Origin of the sequence: Pseudovibrio sp. Ad37 (assembly GCF_001623075.1) — a bacterium.
Taxonomy (GTDB): domain Bacteria; phylum Pseudomonadota; class Alphaproteobacteria; order Rhizobiales; family Stappiaceae; genus Pseudovibrio.
In genome coordinates this window covers 1-20,887 of sequence record NZ_LMCF01000043.1, presented here as the reverse complement: position 1 = coordinate 20,887, position 20,887 = coordinate 1, and the positions used below count along the sequence as shown (strand labels likewise).

21 protein-coding genes and 1 pseudogene are annotated in these 20,887 nt (G+C 51.6%); 5 read left to right on the top strand and 17 right to left on the bottom strand.

Annotation, left to right across the window (positions count from 1 at the left end):
- The 3 genes from PsAD37_RS10150 to PsAD37_RS10140 form a co-directional block, all read right to left on the bottom strand.
- On the bottom strand, window positions 1-1,759 hold a 1,759-nt coding region (locus tag PsAD37_RS10150), incomplete at its 3' end, for a Hint domain-containing protein (protein WP_153039713.1).
- A 53-nt stretch (window positions 1,760-1,812) separates the two neighbouring features.
- Window positions 1,813-2,454 (bottom strand): imm11 family protein, encoded by a 642-nt coding sequence (locus tag PsAD37_RS10145; protein ID WP_063296048.1) that lies wholly within the window; start codon window positions 2,452-2,454, stop codon window positions 1,813-1,815.
- Window positions 2,455-2,550: 96 nt separating this feature from the next.
- The gene (locus PsAD37_RS10140) at window positions 2,551-2,922 is read right to left on the bottom strand and encodes a toxin-activating lysine-acyltransferase (RefSeq protein ID WP_063296047.1); all 372 of its coding nucleotides are present in this window, start codon (window positions 2,920-2,922) and stop codon (window positions 2,551-2,553) included.
- Between the two features lie 252 nt (window positions 2,923-3,174).
- On the opposite strand from PsAD37_RS10140, the gene PsAD37_RS10130 reads away from it, so the two are divergent.
- The gene (locus tag PsAD37_RS10130; protein WP_208991814.1) at window positions 3,175-4,452 is read left to right on the top strand and encodes an IS4 family transposase; all 1,278 of its coding nucleotides are present in this window, start codon (window positions 3,175-3,177) and stop codon (window positions 4,450-4,452) included.
- Window positions 4,453-4,489: 37 nt separating this feature from the next.
- On the opposite strand, the gene PsAD37_RS10125 is transcribed toward PsAD37_RS10130, so the two are convergent.
- Entirely contained in the window at window positions 4,490-4,921 is a 432-nt protein-coding gene (locus PsAD37_RS10125) for a GNAT family N-acetyltransferase (RefSeq protein WP_063296044.1), read from the bottom strand.
- A gap of 649 nt (window positions 4,922-5,570) precedes the next feature.
- Here PsAD37_RS10125 and PsAD37_RS10115 point away from each other — a divergent pair.
- Window positions 5,571-6,290: a Crp/Fnr family transcriptional regulator gene (locus PsAD37_RS10115; protein ID WP_208991813.1), complete on the top strand. Its 720-nt coding sequence runs from the start codon at window positions 5,571-5,573 to the stop codon at window positions 6,288-6,290.
- A 24-nt stretch (window positions 6,291-6,314) separates the two neighbouring features.
- On the opposite strand, the gene PsAD37_RS10110 is transcribed toward PsAD37_RS10115, so the two are convergent.
- Genes PsAD37_RS10110 through PsAD37_RS10065 form a run of 10 tightly spaced genes read right to left on the bottom strand, consistent with a single transcriptional unit; the run spans window position 6,315 to window position 14,627 of the window.
- The gene (locus PsAD37_RS10110; RefSeq protein WP_208991812.1) at window positions 6,315-7,214 is read right to left on the bottom strand and encodes a CbiX/SirB N-terminal domain-containing protein; all 900 of its coding nucleotides are present in this window, start codon (window positions 7,212-7,214) and stop codon (window positions 6,315-6,317) included.
- The gene (locus PsAD37_RS10105; RefSeq protein ID WP_244272511.1) at window positions 7,171-8,772 is read right to left on the bottom strand and encodes a nitrite reductase; all 1,602 of its coding nucleotides are present in this window, start codon (window positions 8,770-8,772) and stop codon (window positions 7,171-7,173) included. The genes PsAD37_RS10110 and PsAD37_RS10105 overlap by 44 nt, the downstream gene beginning before the upstream one ends.
- Window positions 8,747-9,961, bottom strand: a complete 1,215-nt coding sequence (nirJ, locus tag PsAD37_RS10100) for a heme d1 biosynthesis radical SAM protein NirJ (protein ID WP_063296041.1) — start codon at window positions 9,959-9,961, stop codon at window positions 8,747-8,749. The genes PsAD37_RS10105 and nirJ overlap by 26 nt, the downstream gene beginning before the upstream one ends.
- Complete coding sequence (locus PsAD37_RS10095) at window positions 9,897-10,472, bottom strand: AsnC family transcriptional regulator (protein ID WP_063296040.1); 576 nt, start codon at window positions 10,470-10,472, stop codon at window positions 9,897-9,899. Before PsAD37_RS10095 ends, nirJ begins: the two co-directional genes overlap by 65 nt.
- Window positions 10,469-10,957, bottom strand: a complete 489-nt coding sequence (locus PsAD37_RS10090; RefSeq protein WP_063296039.1) for an AsnC family transcriptional regulator — start codon at window positions 10,955-10,957, stop codon at window positions 10,469-10,471. Before PsAD37_RS10090 ends, PsAD37_RS10095 begins: the two co-directional genes overlap by 4 nt.
- A complete protein-coding gene (locus tag PsAD37_RS10085) occupies window positions 10,954-11,952 on the bottom strand; it encodes an Lrp/AsnC family transcriptional regulator (RefSeq protein ID WP_063296038.1) in 999 nt (332 codons plus the stop codon). The genes PsAD37_RS10090 and PsAD37_RS10085 overlap by 4 nt, the downstream gene beginning before the upstream one ends.
- A gap of 55 nt (window positions 11,953-12,007) precedes the next feature.
- Window positions 12,008-13,189, bottom strand: a complete 1,182-nt coding sequence (locus tag PsAD37_RS10080; protein ID WP_063296037.1) for a cytochrome D1 domain-containing protein — start codon at window positions 13,187-13,189, stop codon at window positions 12,008-12,010.
- Window positions 13,186-13,557, bottom strand: a complete 372-nt coding sequence (locus tag PsAD37_RS10075) for a cytochrome c (protein ID WP_063296036.1) — start codon at window positions 13,555-13,557, stop codon at window positions 13,186-13,188. The genes PsAD37_RS10080 and PsAD37_RS10075 overlap by 4 nt, the downstream gene beginning before the upstream one ends.
- Window positions 13,550-14,353: a uroporphyrinogen-III C-methyltransferase gene (gene cobA / locus PsAD37_RS10070; protein ID WP_057463311.1), complete on the bottom strand. Its 804-nt coding sequence runs from the start codon at window positions 14,351-14,353 to the stop codon at window positions 13,550-13,552. Before cobA ends, PsAD37_RS10075 begins: the two co-directional genes overlap by 8 nt.
- Before the next feature lie 10 nt (window positions 14,354-14,363).
- Complete coding sequence (locus PsAD37_RS10065) at window positions 14,364-14,627, bottom strand: hypothetical protein (RefSeq protein WP_153039712.1); 264 nt, start codon at window positions 14,625-14,627, stop codon at window positions 14,364-14,366.
- Between the two features lie 493 nt (window positions 14,628-15,120).
- Here PsAD37_RS10065 and PsAD37_RS10060 point away from each other — a divergent pair, with 493 nt between their 5' ends.
- Together PsAD37_RS10060 and PsAD37_RS10055 are read left to right on the top strand one after the other, a co-directional pair.
- A complete protein-coding gene (locus PsAD37_RS10060) occupies window positions 15,121-16,701 on the top strand; it encodes a multicopper oxidase family protein (protein ID WP_063296034.1) in 1,581 nt (526 codons plus the stop codon).
- Between the two features lie 25 nt (window positions 16,702-16,726).
- Window positions 16,727-17,392 (top strand): hypothetical protein, encoded by a 666-nt coding sequence (locus PsAD37_RS10055; protein WP_063296033.1) that lies wholly within the window; start codon window positions 16,727-16,729, stop codon window positions 17,390-17,392.
- Window positions 17,393-17,412: 20 nt separating this feature from the next.
- On the opposite strand, the gene PsAD37_RS10050 is transcribed toward PsAD37_RS10055, so the two are convergent.
- The 3 genes and pseudogenes from PsAD37_RS10050 to PsAD37_RS10040 form a co-directional block, all read right to left on the bottom strand.
- Entirely contained in the window at window positions 17,413-18,369 is a 957-nt protein-coding gene (locus PsAD37_RS10050; RefSeq protein WP_084407720.1) for an amino acid ABC transporter permease, read from the bottom strand.
- A gap of 13 nt (window positions 18,370-18,382) precedes the next feature.
- Window positions 18,383-19,123 (bottom strand): annotated as a pseudogene (locus PsAD37_RS10045) (transporter substrate-binding domain-containing protein).
- A gap of 306 nt (window positions 19,124-19,429) precedes the next feature.
- A complete protein-coding gene (locus PsAD37_RS10040; RefSeq protein WP_208991811.1) occupies window positions 19,430-20,347 on the bottom strand; it encodes an MBL fold metallo-hydrolase in 918 nt (305 codons plus the stop codon).
- 97 nt (window positions 20,348-20,444) lie between these two features.
- On the opposite strand from PsAD37_RS10040, the gene PsAD37_RS10035 reads away from it, so the two are divergent.
- The gene (locus PsAD37_RS10035; protein ID WP_063296031.1) at window positions 20,445-20,813 is read left to right on the top strand and encodes a LysR family transcriptional regulator; all 369 of its coding nucleotides are present in this window, start codon (window positions 20,445-20,447) and stop codon (window positions 20,811-20,813) included.
- Window positions 20,814-20,887: the final 74 nt, after the last annotated feature.

Genomic DNA, 20,887 nt, shown 5'->3' with positions numbered 1-20,887 from the left:
TCTGGCCGATCTCAATATAATCACCGGTCTCCGTGAGGAAGCGGTGGCCAGGTGTCACCAGCAGAGGGGCTCTGCCATCTTCAAAGCTGAGCTGCAGCCATTCATGAGTAGTGTTGCGGAACAGATGAGTTACTTGACCAGGCTGTCTGTTACCCTCTGCATCAAAAGCCAGCACCTGATCAGAGACCGTGATCTCTTCAATCGGCTTTTGTGATCCGTCCCACATCGAGATCAGCGTGCCTTTCGGGAAGCAGCGATCAGGGAACAGATTGACCTTTTCAAGAACGCTCAGATCATCACTGTTGAACAGCGCTGTTTGCAGCTCAGATTGTAGCGAACCGCCGTTCTTATCGACATACTCCTGAAGATGGAACAAGGCACCTTCGACATCATTGTCTGCAATTAGCAGCCAGGAGTTATCGCCATGTGCTCTTAGGTGCTCTTTAACAGCAAAACCGATTGTCGCAAGTGTCTGCGGGAAGTCTTCAAATGCAACCGTGAGCAGGTTTGCCAGCTCCTGATATTCAGGCACGAATTCAGGTTTGTCATGTCCATCCAAGCCAAACCAGTTTTGAAGCTCTTTTACGGTCCTGTTGAGGTCTGCAATCGTTTCGTTGTCTGAGTTTTTGTCGGCATACTCCAGAGCAGCAGCAAGGCCAGACAAGCTTTGAAGAACTTCATATCCATTCCATAGCAAGCCAACACCTAACACTGTAGCTGCGCTGCTAATGGCAACGTCAGTTGCAATATCGCCTGCAATATTGCCCAACTGATCAACAACAGCATCCGCGATGTTTGAATTTGCCAGAATTTCAATCAGATCTCCGAGACCTGTGCCTTCCGGAATGATGCCGCTTTCAATTAATCCGTGGCCAATCAGAGAGATAGAAGCTAAATCGATGATTGTGGAACCATGACCCAGCAGACCTATACTTGCTGCAAGCGTCGTTGCTAACGGAGCTGAGAAAAGGACAACCGTTTTGCCATGCGCATTGGGAGCAGATAGAGTAACATCCTCTCCTCGCAAGTATTCCGGGATATTCTCATGTGAGCCAGTTTCCCATGCAAAGTTTATCGCATCGGCGGCTCTTTTGCGGTGATCGACATTCGTGGAGTCATAATCATTAGGCAAGTTTGCACGAACATAATTAAATTCCCCCACCAGTTTGCCAAGATTTTCGTACTGACCATCGGTATCGAAAACATTGTATTTGAACGTGTTAAACGGCGAGTCCCCATCAAGATTAACAAGTGCCGGAAATTTACCTTTCTGACCTGCTCCGATAGATAAGCCTAACTCGTCACCAAGCTTAAAGGCTTCATAACTTAGTCGAGCATTGTCTGCTTTTGGAGGTTCATTTCCTGCGTAGTCAGAAAACTTTATGTTCTCTGACCATCCCGCAAATACTGCCTCTGTACCAATTTTGTTGAGTGCGACATCAAACTCAGGGTTTGCTAAATTGAGTTTGATAACATTGGAAAGGCCTACCAGTTGGCGGTGAACTTCGACAGGATCCTGAAGCCCTAATTTTTGTATGCTATCTAACTGATCGCTTACCCAGCTGGTGTACCCAGGATGAGCTCCCTTGTGGGGCTGAAAGATCCCTTCCCAAGTGGCTGGAAGTCCCATAATGTTGTATTTTGGACTGTCATTATTGTAAATTTCAGCGAGGCCCGGTGTCAGGACGAAAATTGGGTGTAAGGCGTTACCACCAGGAAGCAATTCTTGAGGGAGCAAGTGATGATTTTGTAAAGGCATATCTAACTCTGAAAAAGGTACTTAGGATTAAGTAAATCGATTGTTTTTCCGAACTATCGTTCAGTCACCGTGACCGGTCGAAAGTACCAACCACGGCAACCTGCAGCCTGGAGTGCGTCCTTCATGACATCAGTACACAACACGTGTCCGGTTCGGCTTTCGCGCCAGATTGGAAGGCTGGTTAGTGCCGACTGACGGACGGCTCGCCTAGCACCCTCGACCAGCTCCATTGAAGAGCCATCTCTTTTCTCCATTTTGCTGATTGTCATCGCGTCGGAATCCCAAGAATCCTGCGAAACGAGCAGATTAGCCAAATAGAACGGACCACCTGGAACAGCGCAGTTCTGATATTCCGCCCAGATCTGGTCAATCTCGATAAATTGGGCCGTACCAGGTGCGACACGCTCCAAGGCATCTTTCACAACAGCATTCACAGCAGGCATTAAACGTGGATCTTGAGACAGCACACCGATTACATCTAATGGTACAAGTTCTTTAACCGTGATAACGAACCAGTTTTTGGTGAACTTAGAAGCATCGGAGGGATCGATCCTACCATTTTCATCAAAGGATAAATTTAGAACAGGATTCCAAGCGTTTAACTTTAACGCTGACTTTTGTGTACGGTCTGCTGACCAGATCCCATTAGCATAATGCTTGAACTCAAAGTCACGGGTAATTTCAAAAACTTGCATGGGATGCACTGCCTTACAAATTTGATAAGTATCGGGGTTGAGAAACAAATAAGTCTTCTTTGAGCCAGTTATTGGCCTAGAGGTCCATCACAGCACCTACTTCTTCAACTCACTGAGGAACTTCTGTTCAAAGACTGCGGCAGGGTTAAAAGGAGACACGCAGTCGAGGACGACAATGTTGTTACCTGAACGCCATTCTTTGACGTCCAGCTTCTTGTCACCATTTTCGATGCGCTCTTTAACTTCATCACTTACGGAAGCCCAAACCAGAAAAGCAACGGGTTGGTTGCCTTTGGAGTAAAGCTTGAACTGGCGCAGCAATAATGCCGGAGCAATGCGCTCTTCAACAATGCGAATAGGCAGCTCTTTGTGAGTCTCTGACATGGTCATCAACCACACAGCCTGCCCCATGGTTGAGGCAAAGGTTTGCGCATCGACTGCGCTTAAGTCAGCTTTTTTATCAGACATCGAACTGCCTTGAGTTGAGTAAACATTTCCAGCCTTTGATTAGTCAATAAAATGCACAACTGCAACCTACACTTGCTGCGAGTAAAACCAGAAATCCAATGATCGTGTTTACAAAACTTACCTTGCGCAAACCAGTTTTGAGAATGGCTGTATCAAGACGCAACCAAAGGCGGCAGACAGAAAGCTCCATCTTGTTGTGGAATCGGGAAAGTCTTTCTGGACCTTTGGAATCATTGTGTGATTCACGAGGTGATGACCTCTGCTCCTCTTTTGTCATCTGAATGGGAAGTGGCCCTGACTTCTCTTCCCGTTAGCCTCGACTTGGACCAAACTGCCATCAAGTGTGGCGCACTCAAGCGGCGACGAGAAATCTCAAGCGGTAAAGATCTACTGCGCCTCGCTTTTGCTTACGGGCCTTGCGGCATGTCCCTTCGCAGTACTGCTGCCTGGGCTTGCATGTCTGGACTGGGTAAACTTTCTGATGTCGCGGTGCTCAATCGCCTCAAGAGAGCAACACAATGGCTGGAGTACATCGCAGCTGAGTTGCTGGCAGATACCAGCCACGCAGATTTCCCGAGCGGGTATCGTCTGCGCCTGATTGATGGAACCACCGTGTCTGCGCCGGGGAGCAAAGGGACAGACTTTAAAATCCATGCCAGCTATAACCCGGCCACTGCACGCTTTGCTCATCTTGAAATTTCAGATGGTCGTGGAGCAGAGTGTTTGACAAGAAATCCGGTTAATCCGGGCGAAATTCACATTGCGGACCGTGGATATGCCTTTGCAAAAGGGCTGCATCCTATCATCAGTAATGGTGGTGATTTCATAGTCCGTGCCGGTTGGCGAAAGTTCCGCTTATTTCACCCGGACGGCTCGCGGTTAGATCTGTTCTCTGTTTTGTCAGAGACCACAAAGGCAACGCCGATTGATCGTCAGGTTATCATTCAAGGACGCTCAAAAGCCTATGACGTACCCGCCCGTCTGATTGCGATCCGCAAACCACCAGCCGCGATAGAACAAGAGAAAAAGCGCCTGCGTCGTATTTCCAGTAAAAAAGGATCAAAGCTAACCCAAAAATCTCTGATTGCTGCCGAGTACATGTTGCTGGTCACGTCCCTCCCGAAAGAAGACTTCGACACAGCAAGCGTTGCGGACCTCTATCGCTTGCGATGGCAGATTGAGCTGGCATTTAAGCGCCTGAAAAGTATCCTCCACATCGACCGCCTGCCTGCAAAAGATCCAGCCTTAGCAAAGTCGTGGCTTCTGGCTCACCTCATCCTCGCCCTTCTGATCGAGAGGAAAAGCGAGGACCTGCTGGCAGACGCGCCCGAGGAAGAGAGCGAACAGGGCCGCAACCCTTCCACCTGGCGCGTATACAAACTGCTGCGCCAGTCATTGATCTCAGCTATTCAGGGTGTTTGGGACTTGAGCAGCATTACATTTCATGGCTACACGTTCTGGAGAACCATATGGGAGTCTCCAAGGAGACGAAAACGTCAACAAATTCCGAGACTTCCATGCTTAAGTTAGCGCCTATGGTGCAAGGCACCCTCTCCTTTTGCTCCACCTAAACCGCGGCGGAGTACTTCAGCCGGATGACCAACTGCTGCGTATCCTCGTTAAAGTCCTCATGCATTTCCTCAAAGCCGTAGCGAGCATAAAAGCCACGCCCGATTGGATTGTGCTTAAAGACTTCCAGTTCAACACTGTCATGAAGCGATGTCGCCTTGTCCATCAAAGCCTTCCCGAGCTTGCGCCCGTGAAAATCTGGATGCACAAACAGTCCGCCCACTTCATTGCCAAGCAATGAAATAAATCCGACGACAGCGCCGTTCATTTCAGCAACCCATGTCTCTGCATTGGGCAGATACATGTTTCGGATGTTGTCGGTTTCATGAGCTAAAAAGCTGTCGCTCAGAAAAGGGTGAGCGAGTTTGCTGGCCTTCAGCCAGACGTCAACAATGGACTCGGTATCGCGAGTTTCAAATTTGCGGATCATTTCTATGTCCTGAAGAGTGCCGTTAATCGGCGCTTGATTTTCGGAAAATGAAGGCGTGCAGAACCAGCCGTACAAATGGCACGGTCTTAAGGTTGAAAGCATGCATAGGGGTTCTTCGTTTGAACCCTCAGATCCGGGACATCAAATCTCCTCTGAAACACATTAGGAATACGCAGCCTAAACCTCAGGGGCTCAATGTCAAGGCAACTCAGATTTCCAAGTTCGACGTGCTGCTAAAGCTACAAATATCAGCGCCATACCATCTCATGATTTCCGGAAAATATTAGCCGGCTTCGGGACTTGATGGTGAAGACGCAACCGTTGCCCGTATCCCATTCCGGACGCGTCTTCGCCACCGAACAGGCTCGTTTCACCGTCAAAAACGGGTAAAAAACATTCCAAAGGACAGTTTTAAACATATTATTGAGCCAAAAAGGCAAGTTTATTCGCTCAGTGAACTGAGTGAAAACCTTCCCTATAGTGGACCCTAATCCTCTGAGTTCTCTACTTCCTTGATTTTCGTTAGGTCCTTTTTGCTTTCAAAAGGACAACTGCAAGGTGCCAATTGCGCAAAAACACTTGCGTTAGATCAACGTCCTTCATCTACGCAACAGTACGATTGGGTTGATCGTGGGAGAGGTCTGTAAAAATGTCTACTACAATAGTTAGCAGTGAAGTGGAGAAGCTCGCTGAAATTCCCTTGCTTAAACGGTTGAGTACCGAGGCAAGAGAACAGCTGCTTCGGGGTGCCACCAAAAAATCTATCTCGCGCGGTGAGATGATTTTTTTTCAGGATGATAAGGCAGATGCGTTCTTTATCGTGCTGGAAGGATGGGTCAAAGTTTTTCGCGCAACAAGCAGCGGTGATGAAGCCGTTGTAGGGGTTTTCACGCGTGGGCAAACCTTCGCTGAAGGTGCTGCTTTTACAAACTCAAACTATCCAGCCTCTGGTGAAGCGGTTACGGATAGTGTGGTGCTTTGCATTCCAGTGGCCCACCTGGCCAACTCAATCGCAGCAGATCCGAACATCGCGCTGGCAATGATGTCGTCTTTGTCCATGCATCTGCATCAGCTCGTGTTGCAGATTGAAGGGTTGAAAACGCATACCGGTGCACAGCGTGTTGCCGAATTCTTGCTGAACCTCAGCACAGAACCAGCTGGTTCCTGCACATTGGTGCTGCCTTACGATAAAGCGCTCATTGCTGGTCGCTTGGGCATGAAACCGGAAAGCCTGTCTCGCGCATTCCAGAAGCTGAAAAGCTATGGCGTCGAGGTCAAGCAAAACCGGGCGATCATTTCCAACGTTCAGGTTCTAAACACATTGGTAGAGCAGGAACGCACAGTGGTTATGCATTCAAGCCACGGTTAAAGAATACTTATAAATTTTGAAACCCTACATGGCTCTCTGCGCGTATTCCTCTCCATCTTTCGATGGCTTCTTCCCGGGGTACGCAGCAAGGGCCTGTTTTGTCTCCGGAATCTGCTTGTCCGCATGCAGATAGCTGACCAAGTGCTGCGCAAGAGCATGTTCGCAGCCAATTACCGGAGCAAGTTTACATCCCGCAGGAGCGCTTTTCATAATTTTGGAGATATCGTCCTGGCCGTGTAAGCCTCCACTGGCAAACAGCGGAACTACGATTGCATCTTCGGAAAGTGTCAGGACAGCCTTTTCGACGAAAGGCTCTTCCGAAAGGAATGCCACGCGTAGTTGCTTGTAGCCGGAGCGATTTTCTAGATGGTCTTTCAGTTGAAGGGCACAAAGCCGCGATTCCGGACCAACTGTAGAGCCATGGGCAACAATCAGCACTTCCCGGTCGAGTTCCGACTTTAACAACGTGCTTTTGCTATTTGGTGCCAGTGTACTTTGAATACTCTGTGACGCCAGATCAGGTAGGAAGGGCAATACACCAAGCGGGGGTAACAGCTTGATATACTGCCCGTCTCGGTTCAGATCTTGCCATGCACCTTCTTTCTGTTGTTGCAGGTTTGGGTCCAGCCCCAATCGGCGAGGCAGGACTGTTTTGCAGAAGTAGCCGTTACTTAAGAGGAGAGGAAGCACAAGCACGCGCTCGTGCGGGAGGCTTTCGACTACTTCCTGTAGGGGCGGGGTCCCTTTCATCACCCCACTCACCACACCCAGTTCAGGCAGTAAGGGCGCCAGAGCATTTTTCAGGCGAACATGGCCTGGTGTGTTGTCGGCGCCCTTGCCACCCAGATCTCCATGAGCAGCAAGAACAAGTGCCAGATCGCTAGTGGCTCGTACCAGCGGAGAAGGTGATCTTGTTCCAGACATTGTACTTTCCAGATGGCTTACTCATTGGAATGCGCTTCACTTCTTCAAGCGTCTTCGCATCGTAAATGATGATCATGCCGTCATTTTCCCAGATAGAGAGAATGGCGTGGCTACCATCGCGGTCAAACTCGATATGAGCAGCGGTTTTACCCGGCAGCGGTTTCAGCGTCTTTACGATCTCAAGTGTTTCTTTATCGATCACGTACATCTGGTCTTTGTTTGGACCAAAGAACACGTCCGCCCAAGCGTACTTGGAGTTTTCGTGAGATCGCATGAAGAAGCCCGGACCCGCCGTATCAAATGTCTTCAATACGGACCAGTTGGACATGTCGATCACAGAGATCTTGCTCTCGCTCAGATGCGGCGTCACCATCACTGGTTTCCCCTGCCACTCCCAGCTAATGCCAGACCCTAGATGCGGGAAGCCGGGCAGATCGATTGTGGCAATGGTCGCGCCTTCATCCATGTCCACCACAACGCCGCTCTTACCGTCACGAGAAGAGCCCATCAGGTGTTTGTAGGACTGGTCGAAGAAGAAATCATCCATCGGCGCATCAACCTGAATACGGCGCAGGGCGAACAAACCCTCAGATGTTGGTTCCGCACCATCCTTGCCGTAGTTCTCAGAATCGACATAGCCATCAAACTCAGGTTCTGCCTTTGGATTGGTTGCCACTTCCCAGACTTCGGGCACATCTTTCATGGCGACAACAAAGCTGTCACGTTCAGGCGCTTGATAAACTGCAGAAACACGTGTGGTTTCGCCGCCCAAAGACTCTGCATCAAAGATCTTCTCAACGGAGAGGTCCTCAGCAGACAACATCACCAGTGAGTGTGGCAGGTAGTTTGCCAGTGCGATGTGCTTGCCATCGCGGGAAAGCGCAATGTTGCGGGCATTGATGCCGCCGCGCACTTCGCCAACCACTTTCAGCGCCCACATATCGTACTTGGTGATCCAGCCATCGCGGGACATGAAGAACACGTAGTGCCCATCCGGTGTGAACTTTGGACCGCCATGCAACGCAAACTGGGTTTTGAAGCGGGTGAGCGGTTCAAACGTATCGCCATCCATGACGGTCGCGTAGTGATCACCAGTCTCCACGACCACAAACAGGTTCAGCGGATCGGATTCATAAACCGGCTTTTCAACGGGCTTGTAGTCCTCGTTGAACACGCGGGTCGCGTTGATTTCCTTTTCACCCCACACCGGCATTGCGCCCAATGGAGTCTTTACGAGGTTCACCAGATCAGCAACCTGCTGATCGTTGAGCTGATCACCGAAGGCTGGCATCTGTGTGTGGACACGACCATCCTTGATGGTCGACGTCGCAGCACTGACCCGCAGACGCTTCAGGCTTTCCGGAATGAGCGCAGGGCCGATACCGCCTAAGCGATCACCGCCATGACACTCTGCACAGAGCTCTTGATACGTGCCTTTTGTAGCGTCAGAAACGGGGTAGAGTTCCAGCTTTTTACCGCGAGCTTCCGCGGCCCCTGCCAACATGCAGGTTGCCAGCAAAACTCCGGCGAGTTTAGGCATAAACGTGTTTGGCTTCATGACGAGCTCCCCGGAATGGTGTTGTTTCAACGCGCTGGTGGTTTGCATCCACGAGGCCGATCTCTTCATCCGTCAGGTAACAGGATGGATCTTCCGCCCAAGGGTCGCCGGTCAGCTGCAGCGCACGCACGCGCGTGTTGCCATTACAAATGTTGAAGTACTGGCAAGATCCGCAACGGCCTTTGATCTGGCGCGGGGTCTGCTTCAAACCAGCCATGACCGGGTCGGATACATCCTGCCAAATCTCGGAGAACTTGCGCTCTTTCACGTTGCCGATGGTGTAATGCCACCAGAAGCTGTCTGGATGCACTTTACCGGTGTTATCGATGTTGCCGATGTTCACACCAGAGGCATTGCCACCCCAGCGCTCCAACATATCTTCCAGATAACCAGCTTTCTCCGGCATGTTCTCACGCACCCACTGCAACAGGTAGATGCCATCCGCATCGTTGTTGCCGGTCACGTATTCGTTGGACTTGCCAGCCAGCACATCTTCCCACGCCTTTTCAATCAGGCGGGTCATGGCTTTGCGGGTCACGTTCAGGTGCGCATCTTCACCACGGTTCTTGTTACCGCGGCCTGCATACACAAGGTGAGACAGGTAGATCTTGTCCACGTTCTCACGGGCGCACAGGTCCAGATAGTCATCCAGCGTATCGGCGTTGTCTTCTGTCAGCGTAAAGCGCAGACCAACCTTCACGTTTTCCTCGCGCAAGTAACGCACAGCTTGCAAAGACAGGTCGAAGGCACCATCCATGCCGCGGAAGTCGTCATGCACCTTGCCGATACCGTCCAGTGAGATGCCGACATAGTCGTAACCAATCTCACCAATCTTGCGCGCCATATCTTTGTCGATAAGCGTGCCGTTGGTGGACAAGGCGGTATAGAAGCCAAACTGCTTGGCGTGGGCCGACAGCTCCAACATATCCGGGCGCATCAGCGGCTCACCACCAGAGAAGATAATGACCGGGACACGGAAGCCCTTCAGGTCATCAATAACCTCATAGGCCTGCTTGGTTGAAAGCTCGCCGGGAAAATCTACATCGCCTGAGGTTGTATAACAGTGCTTGCACTTCAAATTACAACGGCGGATCAAGTTCCAGATAACAACCGGACCAGCAGGTTTACGCCCTGGTGGAAGTGGATACGGATCCGCTAGAGCTTTGAGATAATGGGTCAGACGAAACACGCGGGCTCTCCCCTCTGCGACGAAGTCTAAGTCCTGTTTTTTTCAGGGTTTTTGTCGAAAACAGGACATCATTTCCATTGCATGATGTCCCTATGAGCGCCTCTATTTCCTTGACTAAAGTCAGACACTCTTCGCGAGTCTTTCCATGCACCATGGCAAAGACATTGTACGGCCATGTGGGTTGCCATCTAGGGCGCTGATAGCAGTGGGACACAAAGTCCAGAGAACCCATCATTTGTCCAACGCGCTCAACGTCCTCATCAACGATATTCCAGACGGACATGCCGTTGGCACGCATGCCAAGGGCGCGATGATTTGGCACAGCCGCAATACGACGAATTGCACCGTTTTCTTTCATGGAAGCAACGCGCTCCAGCACCAGTTCTTCACTCACGCCAAGCTGATGGGCAATCTGCGCGTATGGCTCGGAAACAAGCGGCAAACCTTCTTGCAGCGCAGCCACCAGAGCACGGTCAAATTCGGAGAATTTTTCGATACTATGCGTGCTCATACTGGAACCTTAAACTCAATAAAAAACTCGCGCTCTTTCGGGAACAGCCGGACCGGGATTCCGGTCAGCTCTTCAATGCGTTTCCCGCAACTCTCAATTTCGTCAGGGGTTTCCGTGGCAAGCACGAACCACATATTCAGCTCGTGATCACGGGCATAGTTGTGCGCCACCTCTTCCAACGAGTTCACCTGTTCGGTCACTTCGTCATAGCGCTCTTCCGGTACAGCCATAGCGCACAGACAGAAGGCCCCGCCCATTTGAGCAATGTCGAACATTGGCCCGAAACGAGTGAGGATACGCGTCTTAAGCAGCCATTGCAGGCGCTCAAGTAGCAAGTCTTCCGCAATACCCAATTCCTCTGCAACCGCTGCATACGGCTTGGAGACAACTGGCAGACCATCTTGTAAGCGGTTGATCAGCTTGCGGTCCAGATCATCCAGATGAACCTTGGCAGGTTCATTCAGGTGGGCGATATCTGTGCTCATGCACTTACTCCAACACTGCGAGACAGACGGGCACCACGCTGCTTGAAGCACTTGGTGGAGAACAGCACGTCGCTGCTCATCACGTGCTGCGTGGCCGTGGTGGAAAGCCGGTTGATGACCTCCAGCGCCTCTTCACGGCTGTTCGCGTGGGTCATGGTGTACAGGTTGTACGGCCAAAGCGGCATCTCTCTGTTGCGCTGGTAGCAAAGGCTCACCATCGGGTCAGCAGAGAATATCGCTCCCACGTCATCAATATGCTCATCGCGAACATTCCAGACCGTCATCGCATTCGCCTTGTAACCGATGGACCTATGCCGCACGACCACGCCGAACCGACGAATGATGCCAGCATCCTGCAGCACCTTCAGCCGTTCAAGCACGGTGGTTTCCGAGCGCCCCAGCTTCAGCGCAATGCGCAGGAACGGGCGGTCCGAAAGAGGAATGCCATCAGACAGCTTTTCCAGCAGGTTAATGTCACCGGGCTCCAGAACCGACATATCGACCGGCGGGAGTACGGGGGTCTTCTTTTCCAGCCGCTGCTCTGTCAAAGAAAACCCCAGATCCAGGTGGAAAGCCTTTTCCATCCGAAAAGCATGAACCACCAGATTGGTGTTCTGCTCAATACGGGCGAGCGTGGCCTCTAACGTCGCCCGATCCCGTTCAACAACCACGAACCAGATGTTGAGATCATTCTCACGCAGGTAGTTGTGGTTGACCCCCGGCTCATCGTTGATGAGCTGCGCTGCCGTTTCCACAAAGTGTGGAGGCGCTGACACCGCGGCCAGACGACTCGCGCTCACTGTATTTGGAGCCAATACCGCGCCAATGCGCGAAATGACGCCATTTGCGACCAGCCGTTCGTAACTGCTGATCGCGTCTAAAGCGTCCACCCCGGTTTCCCGGGCTATGAGATTGAATGGCTTAGGGACAAGCGGAAAATTATGCTGCCACTTGTCCACCAATACAAGATCAATATCACTCAGCTGTGCGCTCATATCGCAAACTCCCCAATCGCTCGGGCGGCCAGTGCCGCCCTGGGAAAGCCGGGACCTAAAGCCCCAGCTGGTGTGCACGTGAAGTAAAGAAGATGCCGCTTGGTTTTTCTGCTGGCAGAACCTCTTTCAGGGAGAAATCCGTTGTGTCGTAGACATGAATTTCATTCTTGTCACGAACGGACATCCAGACTTCGTTGCCGCGCGGAGTGAACTCCATATGCAACACGCCCGGTCCCGGCTTCATCGTTTTGATGATCTTGCGTTCCAGAATATCGATCACCTGAATGGTATCGTTGTGTGGAGGCGCAAAGTTCACCCAGATCTGACGACCATCAGGACGCGCCATGGCAAACACCGGCTGACCATGCACCTTCACACGATCAACTTCAGTGAAATCACGCTCATCCATGAACAGCACTTCGTGGCGACCAATTGCTGGCAGTGCGTACATGCCATTGGCTTTCGCCCAGCCTTCCAGATGCGGCATCTTGTAGACCGGAAGAGGCTCTTCCCCCTTGCCGTAACCATCCATGATGCGCTCAACCGTCAGCGGCTCTTTCCAAAGGTCAACATGGGCAAGGCCGTCTTCACCAAACAAACCAACGATGTAGTGGCGGCCATCGCCCGTGACCAGCGCGTCGTATGGGAAGACACCAATGTCTTCGAGTTTGGTGATCTCAGGCTTCAGACTCTTGGAATAGTCCAAAATCCATGTTTGCTCGCCATCCCAAAGGGAGAAAGCAAAGCGACGACCAGGCAGATCCACAAGTCCAATCGTTTTGGACTGGTTACCAACTTCGTCATAAATCGCAGGCACTTCGGAGACCAGCTCCAGAGTTTCCGCGTCAAATACATTCACGCCGCCTGGCTTGTAATTGGCGACGGCGATCAGCTTGCCGTCATCGGAAATGGCTCCGCCGATGGAGTTGCCAGCCTGCATGACACGGCCAACAAGCTTGCCAGTGAGCATATCCACTTTGGACAGGCCACCATCGCGGCCAAACACATAGGCGTAGCGCTCGTCTCGCGAGTAAACGACAGAGGCGTGCGAGAGGTTGCCTAGACCCTCTACCTGAGCCAGCACAGTTCGGTCTGTGCTTTCGACAATCAGGGCTGTTCCTGTGGCTCGTTCGATAATCAGACCCAGATCGCCCGTGGCGCGCAGGTCTTCAGAACTGGCTGCAGAAGCAAATAAAAGACCCGCACCTAAGGCTGCGGCAGCAAAAAACGTCTTCACTTGAATGCTCCTGTTTTAAGACCTTCTGCAATGAAGGCCGCTTCAGTTTCGGTGAGGAAGCCGCGCCATGGTGGCATTGCCGTTCCCGGCAAGCCGCCAAGGATCACTTCCTGAATGACTTCAGAGTCCATATGTTCCAGATTTTCTGGAAGGATTGGCCCTCCAAGACCGCCCTCAAGTGTCAGACCGTGGCAGGACCCGCAGTCTTGCTGCACGAAATCTATCAGCTTTTCGCGATCAGTGATCTTGAGTGCCTCTTCGTCGGCAAGAGCCCCAAGGGGCGCTCCAGTCAGCAACGGAAGCGCCAGCACCCCAGCCTTCAGAAAAGAACGCAGCGGGTTTTGCGCACTCCGCTCTGTCTTAGCCATTGATAACCTCCAGATGAGGTCTATCGCCCCATTTTGCCTCACTACCGGAGAAGGACGGCAGCTCCAGAGAGTCTTTCAGACCCACAACATCACCAATCATGAACAGTGTCGGCGCTGGTAGTTTAGCTGCCTTGGCCTGCTCACCGATTGTGGTGAGTGTGCCGAACACTTTTTGCTCTTCCGATGTGGTGCCCTTCGAGATTGCAACAGCAGGCATATCTGCGGGCATGCCGTGCTCTACCAGCTTGGTAGAAATCTCGGCGATGGCGGCAAGGCCCATGTAGATCACGAGGGTGGTGTTAGGGTCCGCAAGGCTGGCCCAATCCAGATCGAGGGGTACATCTTTCTGGCAATGCCCGGTTACGTATCTTAGCCCCGTTGCAAGGCCGCGATGCGTGAGTGGCAGGTTTAGGCTTGAGGCACAGCCTTGCGCAGCTGTGATGCCTGGTACGACTTCATAGTCGACGCCGGCAATGACCAGTTCAGCAGCTTCTTCACTGCCGCGGCCAAAAATAAACGGATCCCCACCTTTAAGGCGCACAACACGCTTACCTTCTTTGGCGAGATCAACGAGTAACTGGTTGATTTCTTCCTGAGGAATAGGATGGCTCTTCGGCTTCTTCCCGACAGGATAAAGAGCTGTCTTAGGCGGAACCAGATCCATAATTTCCTGAGAGACCAGACGATCGTAAACAACGACTTCAGCGTCCTGAATGCGCTTCAGAGCTTTCACTGTCAGGAGATCCGGATCACCCGGTCCTGCGCCAATCAGACTGACCTTACCAATGCCTCTCATAACTCATTCCTCAAATCGAAACTGGCGAAAATAGAGGGGCAATCCGCGCCCCTCTGGTGATCTGGAGTGTTGCCGAACCGATGTCTTTTAAGGTGTTAGAGACATAGAACTTGCCCCAAGGAGCAATCAGGGGTTCGTCTTTGATGGCACCTTCATAATTGAGAGTGTTGTCATCAAATGCTGCTGGCTTCTTACGAGCGCTTACAGCCACGGCACTGACTGCGCATTCCTGCGCGATACTGGCCAAAAAACGGAGAATTGATTTAAACGACACCATAAACTCCAATAGAAACGAACCTTACCCGGCATCGTTATGTAAGCTTGCCCTCGAGCTTCTTACATTGACCATCGTCAAGTTATTGTGAGCGCCTCATGAAAGGCTAATATTCCCATATTTTTCAATAGGTTGATGTGTGTAGAAATTTCACTGAAATGCAACCGCATGTGGTGATATCCCAGCTAAATTGACATAGGTCACGCAAAGGCAAAAAATACGTAGACTTCCCACAATAAATAATCGTTCTAAATTGGAGAAAGAGATTCCGTTTCAGGCATTTACTTCCCGGCAACGGCAAGTTGGCACCCGTCCAGAGCTGCACGGAGTGCGCGTTTAGGGAATAAACGTAAGGTCAGATTGGAACCGACCTTTTTACCTAACGGAACCTTAACCCCGTTGCCAAGCAACGTTTCCACCACTCCCCCATCCTCAGTAGGTTGAAATCAAAACCAACAAGCACTTGAGTGCTGCCGACGTGAGGAACCGCTACATGAGTGAGGCGAAGCCCTTTTCCTTCCTGAGCCCTATCAAAAACCCGCCAGCTTACGTAATGGATCCTGAAAAAAAGCATCTGGAAATCGCTCTGGATGTTGAATACGACACCAACAATGTTTTCAGCTTTGAAAAGCCTCACAACGTCCCAACCTACACCCGGGTCTTCACAAGCGAACTTACCAAAGAGGCTGGAAACACTCTGACCGGCCCAACCATTGAGGTCAGGCCGGGTTCAAAGCTGCAGATCCACACACACAACAAGTTGCCGGAACAGGACCAGACCGAGCCGGATGACATCAACTTCCCTTACGGGTTCAACAACTACAACATCCATACACACGGCCTGCACGTGACGCCAGAGTCGCCCGGAGACAACGTCTGCATGACCATTCGCCCCGGCGAGGCCTATGACTACGAGTACGACATTCCGGCGGATCACCCTCCGGGGGTCTACTGGTATCACCCGCACAAGCACGGGTCCGTGGCATTGCAGGTTGGCAGCGGCATGGCCGGTATGATTATCGTGCGTGGCGCGTTTGATGATCAGCTCAAAGAGATGGGTGTGAAGGAATACTGCATGGTGTTCCAGAACATTGCCGTCAACGCTGAGGGCAAGGTGGAAGACCAGAAGCAGGTCGCCAAGTTCCCCAACAGTGAATACAACATCACCGTCAACAGCCAGTACTGCCCGATCATCAAGGTAAAACCGGGAGAGCTGATCAATCTGCGCCTGTTGAACGCGACCACACGCTCCTCGATCAACTTCGAGTGCCCGTTCTTCGGGCAGATGTTTATCTACGGGTATGACGGCAACCCCACTGACAACTACCGCAGACAAGGGGGCATCAGCCTTGCCCCGGCGAACCGCGCGTCTATCCTGCTGAAAATCAGCGAGGCAGCCACGCCCGGCGCGTTCTATTACGTGCAAAATGACTCGGTCGAATACCAGTTTATTCCGCATTACAAGTACCACAACAACCCGCCACTCTTTGCCATTGAGGTGAAGCGCGGCGAGGAGATCGGCGCAGCGATCTACATGCCGAGCGAAACAGCTGAGCGCACCACACCACCGCCTTTCCCTGAAAGCCTGCGTGGCGGACTGCTGGAGCCAATTGGCCCAGAAGAAGTAACCAACAAACGCACGCTGACCTTCCAGGCGAATACGCTGGACAATCCCGACAAGTACTACCGCGGGGTGAACGTCACCATCGACCACGGCCAGTTTGGCGGCTGTGAGGTGGTCAATCATTGGGTTGAACTGGACGCCGTGGAAGAATGGACGCTGGAGAATGAAAGCGAGTTTCCGCATCCCATCCATATCCATGTGAACCCCATGTATGTCTTTGAGATTCAGGGCGAAGACCCTCTGGATTACACGCTGGAGCTTCCGTTCTGGGCGGACACCATTCAGGTTCCGCCTCATGGGCATGTGAAATTTCGCATGCGGTTCAAGGACTTCGTCGGCAAGTATCCTTTGCACTGCCACCTGCTCTACCATGAAGATGGCGGCATGATGCAGCACGTAAAAGTTGTCAGGGATCTGAAAGAAAAAGACGACTGGAACAACAACCAATAACGGATTGAGACAACATCGGGTTCACATGACTGAGGTACACGGCATCAGCCCTAACAACGAGCGGAAGCCAAAACGAATGCGCAGCTTTTCTCTGAGCCATTTTCTGCTTACCAACCCTATTGGTTATGGAGTGATGCTCGTGCTTCAGCTGGCTGTGGTAGCGATGATCACGCGGCCCGACACCCTTCATGTATTTGAAGTTGCTTTCATTCTCGCCATATTCTTTGCAGGCATGGTCAGTCTGCAAAACGCAGGTATGCCCAGCTACCTCTTCACGTATTTCTGGAGTGGGTTTGTTTATGGTGGGTTCGGTATGATTTTGGGCCACCAGATCGATTTGTCCATTGATCAGAACCTGGCAATGCAACAGATGAACAGCCTGACACTGGCTGCTGTTTATCTGAACTGGATGACCCTCATCATGGTGGGCGCTTGTATTGTAACCTGCTTTTTCGCGGATCACTGCAAAGGGCATCCGGCTTCAAAAAGCGCAAAAACCTTCATACACGTCTTCGCAATTTCCATGATGATGTTTGGCGTTTACATAGGCCATGCACTCAACCTGATACTGCACCGGAACACGTTTGACCGGTTCTATCTACAAGTCCTTGCCATGAGCATCTTCTTCACCATCGGCTATTTCTGCGCTCTCAAGTGTCATGACTTGCTTCGCGACAGAAAGAAGGCCTGAGTGGCCTTCTTTCCTTTTGCTTACCCAACCTTCTGCGGTGCTGAATACCGCTTCTCCAGCTGTGCCTGTATCATCTCAAAGACAAAACTCACCGCCCAGTAGATGAGCGCGGCGCTGATCAACATCTCAAAGTGTTTGAACTCGGAGCGCCCAAGCGTCCGTGCCAGATACATGAGCTCCATAATGCCCATGGCAGATACCAGCGAGCTGTCCTTGAGCATAGAGATGAAGTTGTTGCCCGTTGGCGGAATGATGATGCGGATTGCCTGGGGCAAAACCACCTTCCACATAACTTGCCAAGGCTGCAAGCCCAGAGCGGCGGCGGCTTCTGACTGTTGCCGTGGAACCGCCTGTATGCCACCTCGGAAAATCTCCGTCATATAAGCCCCGTAACTGAGCGACAAAGCCAGAATACCTGACGGGATTGCATCCAGCGTAATGCCAAGTTGCGGCAAGCCCAGATAAATCAGATAAACCTGCAACAACAACGGCGTACCGCGAAAAAACGAGACGTAGAACGTTGAGGCCGCATAGGCTGGACCTGAGTTGGACAGACGGGCAAGTGCCCCAACAAATGCCAGCAAGCTGGCGCAAATGATGGACGCAAACGAGACAAAGAGCGTGTAGAACAGCCCCTTGTAAAGCAGGATCGGCAACCGCTCGATAATGAACGGAAACGACAGGTCAAACGAATAGAAGAACCCCAGAAACAGCGCCAGAAGCTGCGCCCAATAGATCGGCACTTGCACCTTCATTGGCAGTTTGGAGACGAACACAACGTCTGCTGTGATCACGGCAGAAATCGCAAATGCGGCCAGCACGGAAGCGGTATCAGGAGCCACATCAAGGTTCAGAAGGGTCGTCAGGTATTCCCCAACGCTGCTCAGATCAAACGCCATGAGCAACGCTGCCAGTACCGCGAAGAAAACCAGGCGCCGAGAAGGCGCATGGCTAAACAGGTTCACGAGCAGTGTCATAGGACCAACCGCACTAGTGCGTCGTGGTTACAAGGTCAGCCCCAAACCACTTTTTGGAAAGCTCAACCAAGGTACCGTCTGCCCGCATTTCCTCAATGATTTCGCCGACTTTCTGAGAGAACTCAGGGTCATCGCGAGACGTCACAACGGCCAAAGGCTCAAAGAACACCGCCTCTCCCAGAATACGGATCGGGTAGTTCGCCTTGATCGCTTCCAGAATGGTTGGGACCGAAGTGATACCAGCATCCAGACGCTTGCCATCTCCCAAACGCAGGTCATCCAGAACGTTGCTGTCAGCCTCATAGGTGCGGACCTCACCCGGTGTCACGGCGAACTCGAACGCAGGAGAATAAGCAGCGTCCAGCTCCAACTCGTGCTGAAGATAGTACTCGAAGGTTGAACCAGTGCTGGCCCCGATGCGCTTGCCATTCAGCTCCGAAACCGTCTCTTAAGACGCGTCCTTGTGCACGTAAAACGCGGCAGGCGTGTAATAGTAAACCGCTGGAAAATCGAGCACTTTCGCACGAGCGGGTGTAGGCGTCATGGAGCCGATGGACATCTCCCAGCGTCCGCCCCACTTGCCGGATGTAATGGCCTCCCAAGCCGGGTTCAGGAACTCTGCCTTTGCGCCCATACGTTTGGCGACTTCTTTTGAAACATCAATGTCATAACCTTCAAACACACCATCAGCATTCAGGAATGAAGCCGGCGGATATCCGGAGTTGGTGGCGACGCGGATCACCTTACTCTCCATGACGCGGTCCATCACTTCGCCGGAAAATGCGGGTTGAGATAAGGCCAGCAAAGACACGCTGACAACCGAGCCAATACTCGCGATTGATTTAATAATATTCATTTACCCCTCCAAATAATAATATTATCCGAGTGATCCTAGGCAACAGAACCAAGGTAAACAAGAGATTCTCATTTATTCATATATGAATACATTTCAGTTTCACTGAGTGAAATCTATAAGGCTAATCTATTTATTCTTCTGATTGCCCACTTATTAGATAGTATGTGCGATGCCTCATAATAGTCATCGCACATACATCTTCATCTATTGGTATTGAACCGTGCTGCCTTCTGCGATGACATCAAGACCTGCTTCATGCCTTTCCATCGCCTGCACCAGTCTCCAGATCGGCTCAAGGAACAGCCCAAACGTGGAGTGATGGATTGGCAGGACACGTTTCGGCTTCAGGCGATCCACCATGTCCACCACATCTGCGGCATCCATGCTGATCTTCCCAAGAGCGCCCGTCACACCCACCCCGCCAACATGTGGCACAAAAACATCAATGGCACCAAGGGCTTGGACTTTGGCCATAACATCATCTACCGGGAAGGTATCGCCAGTCCAGTACATGGTCCTGCGATAATCACCGGCCACGAACTCAAAGAAGTACCCATTACCCGGCCCGAGGATCTTCAGGATCTCCGCATTCTCAGAATGATCAGCGGGAACTGCCGTGATGGTGATCTGACCAGACTTAGTCGGAAATACCATATGCTCGCCCCATGGCAGAGCGGTGATATTGGAAAAACCTTTTTTTACAAACACTTGTTTGTCATGCTCTGTCGCAACTATCGGCATGTCAGAAGCGATTTTCGCCTCTGCTGCTGCATCAAAATGGTCTGGATGGGAATGACTGATCAGTGTTGCAGTTACCGCTCCAAGATCAAACTTGGGTAACGCCCCAAATCTTGGCTGCGGTTTGATGTTAGGTCCCTTTGCAAGGTCAAACATCTCATTCGGGTTCGGCATCACAATCGCCTGCTTCCCAACACCAAAGGCTGGATCCGTGAGGAGCGTCACTCCATCAAAGCTGATGAGCATTGTGGCGGCGCCAAGCCACTGTATCTGCAGTATTTCCTCTGGCGAGCCATTCGCTTTTGCATGTGCCAGTGCAGGCAAACCAACAGCAGAAACCAGTGCTGTTGTTCCGCTTAAACCAAGAAATTTCCGTCTGTTCATCCTGTCACCTATCTCTGTATGGAGCATAGGGCTAGCAAACTCTGAGTAGTTGGAGTATTCAGATAATACTGTCATCATTAAACGATATAATTGCATAATGACGAACATCATCCAGTTGCAAACCTTTGTTGACGTCGCTCGCCTGAACTCCTTCACTGAGGCCGCAGAGCATCTGAGTATTCCCCGTTCAACGGTCACAGCTCGCGTGCAAGCGTTGGAGGAGCGGCTCGGCGTGCAACTGCTTCACCGCACCACACGGCGAGTTTCTTTAACGCTGGAGGGTGAACGATTTTTGCAGCAGTGCGAGCCAGCTTTGGAATCGCTTCTACAAGCTGAAAGCGACCTGCTAGAGAAAGACGAACTCTCTGGAAACATTCGCCTTTCCGTCCCAACAGATTATCCAGCAGAAACGTTAGAGCGTGCTGCGCCAGATCTGATTCAGGTTTCTCATTTTAACTTTTTGTGATTCAATGTTGCCATCCTTGTTTTTGGAGGGCACATGGGCAAGCCATATCCGATAGAATTACGTGAACGGGTTGT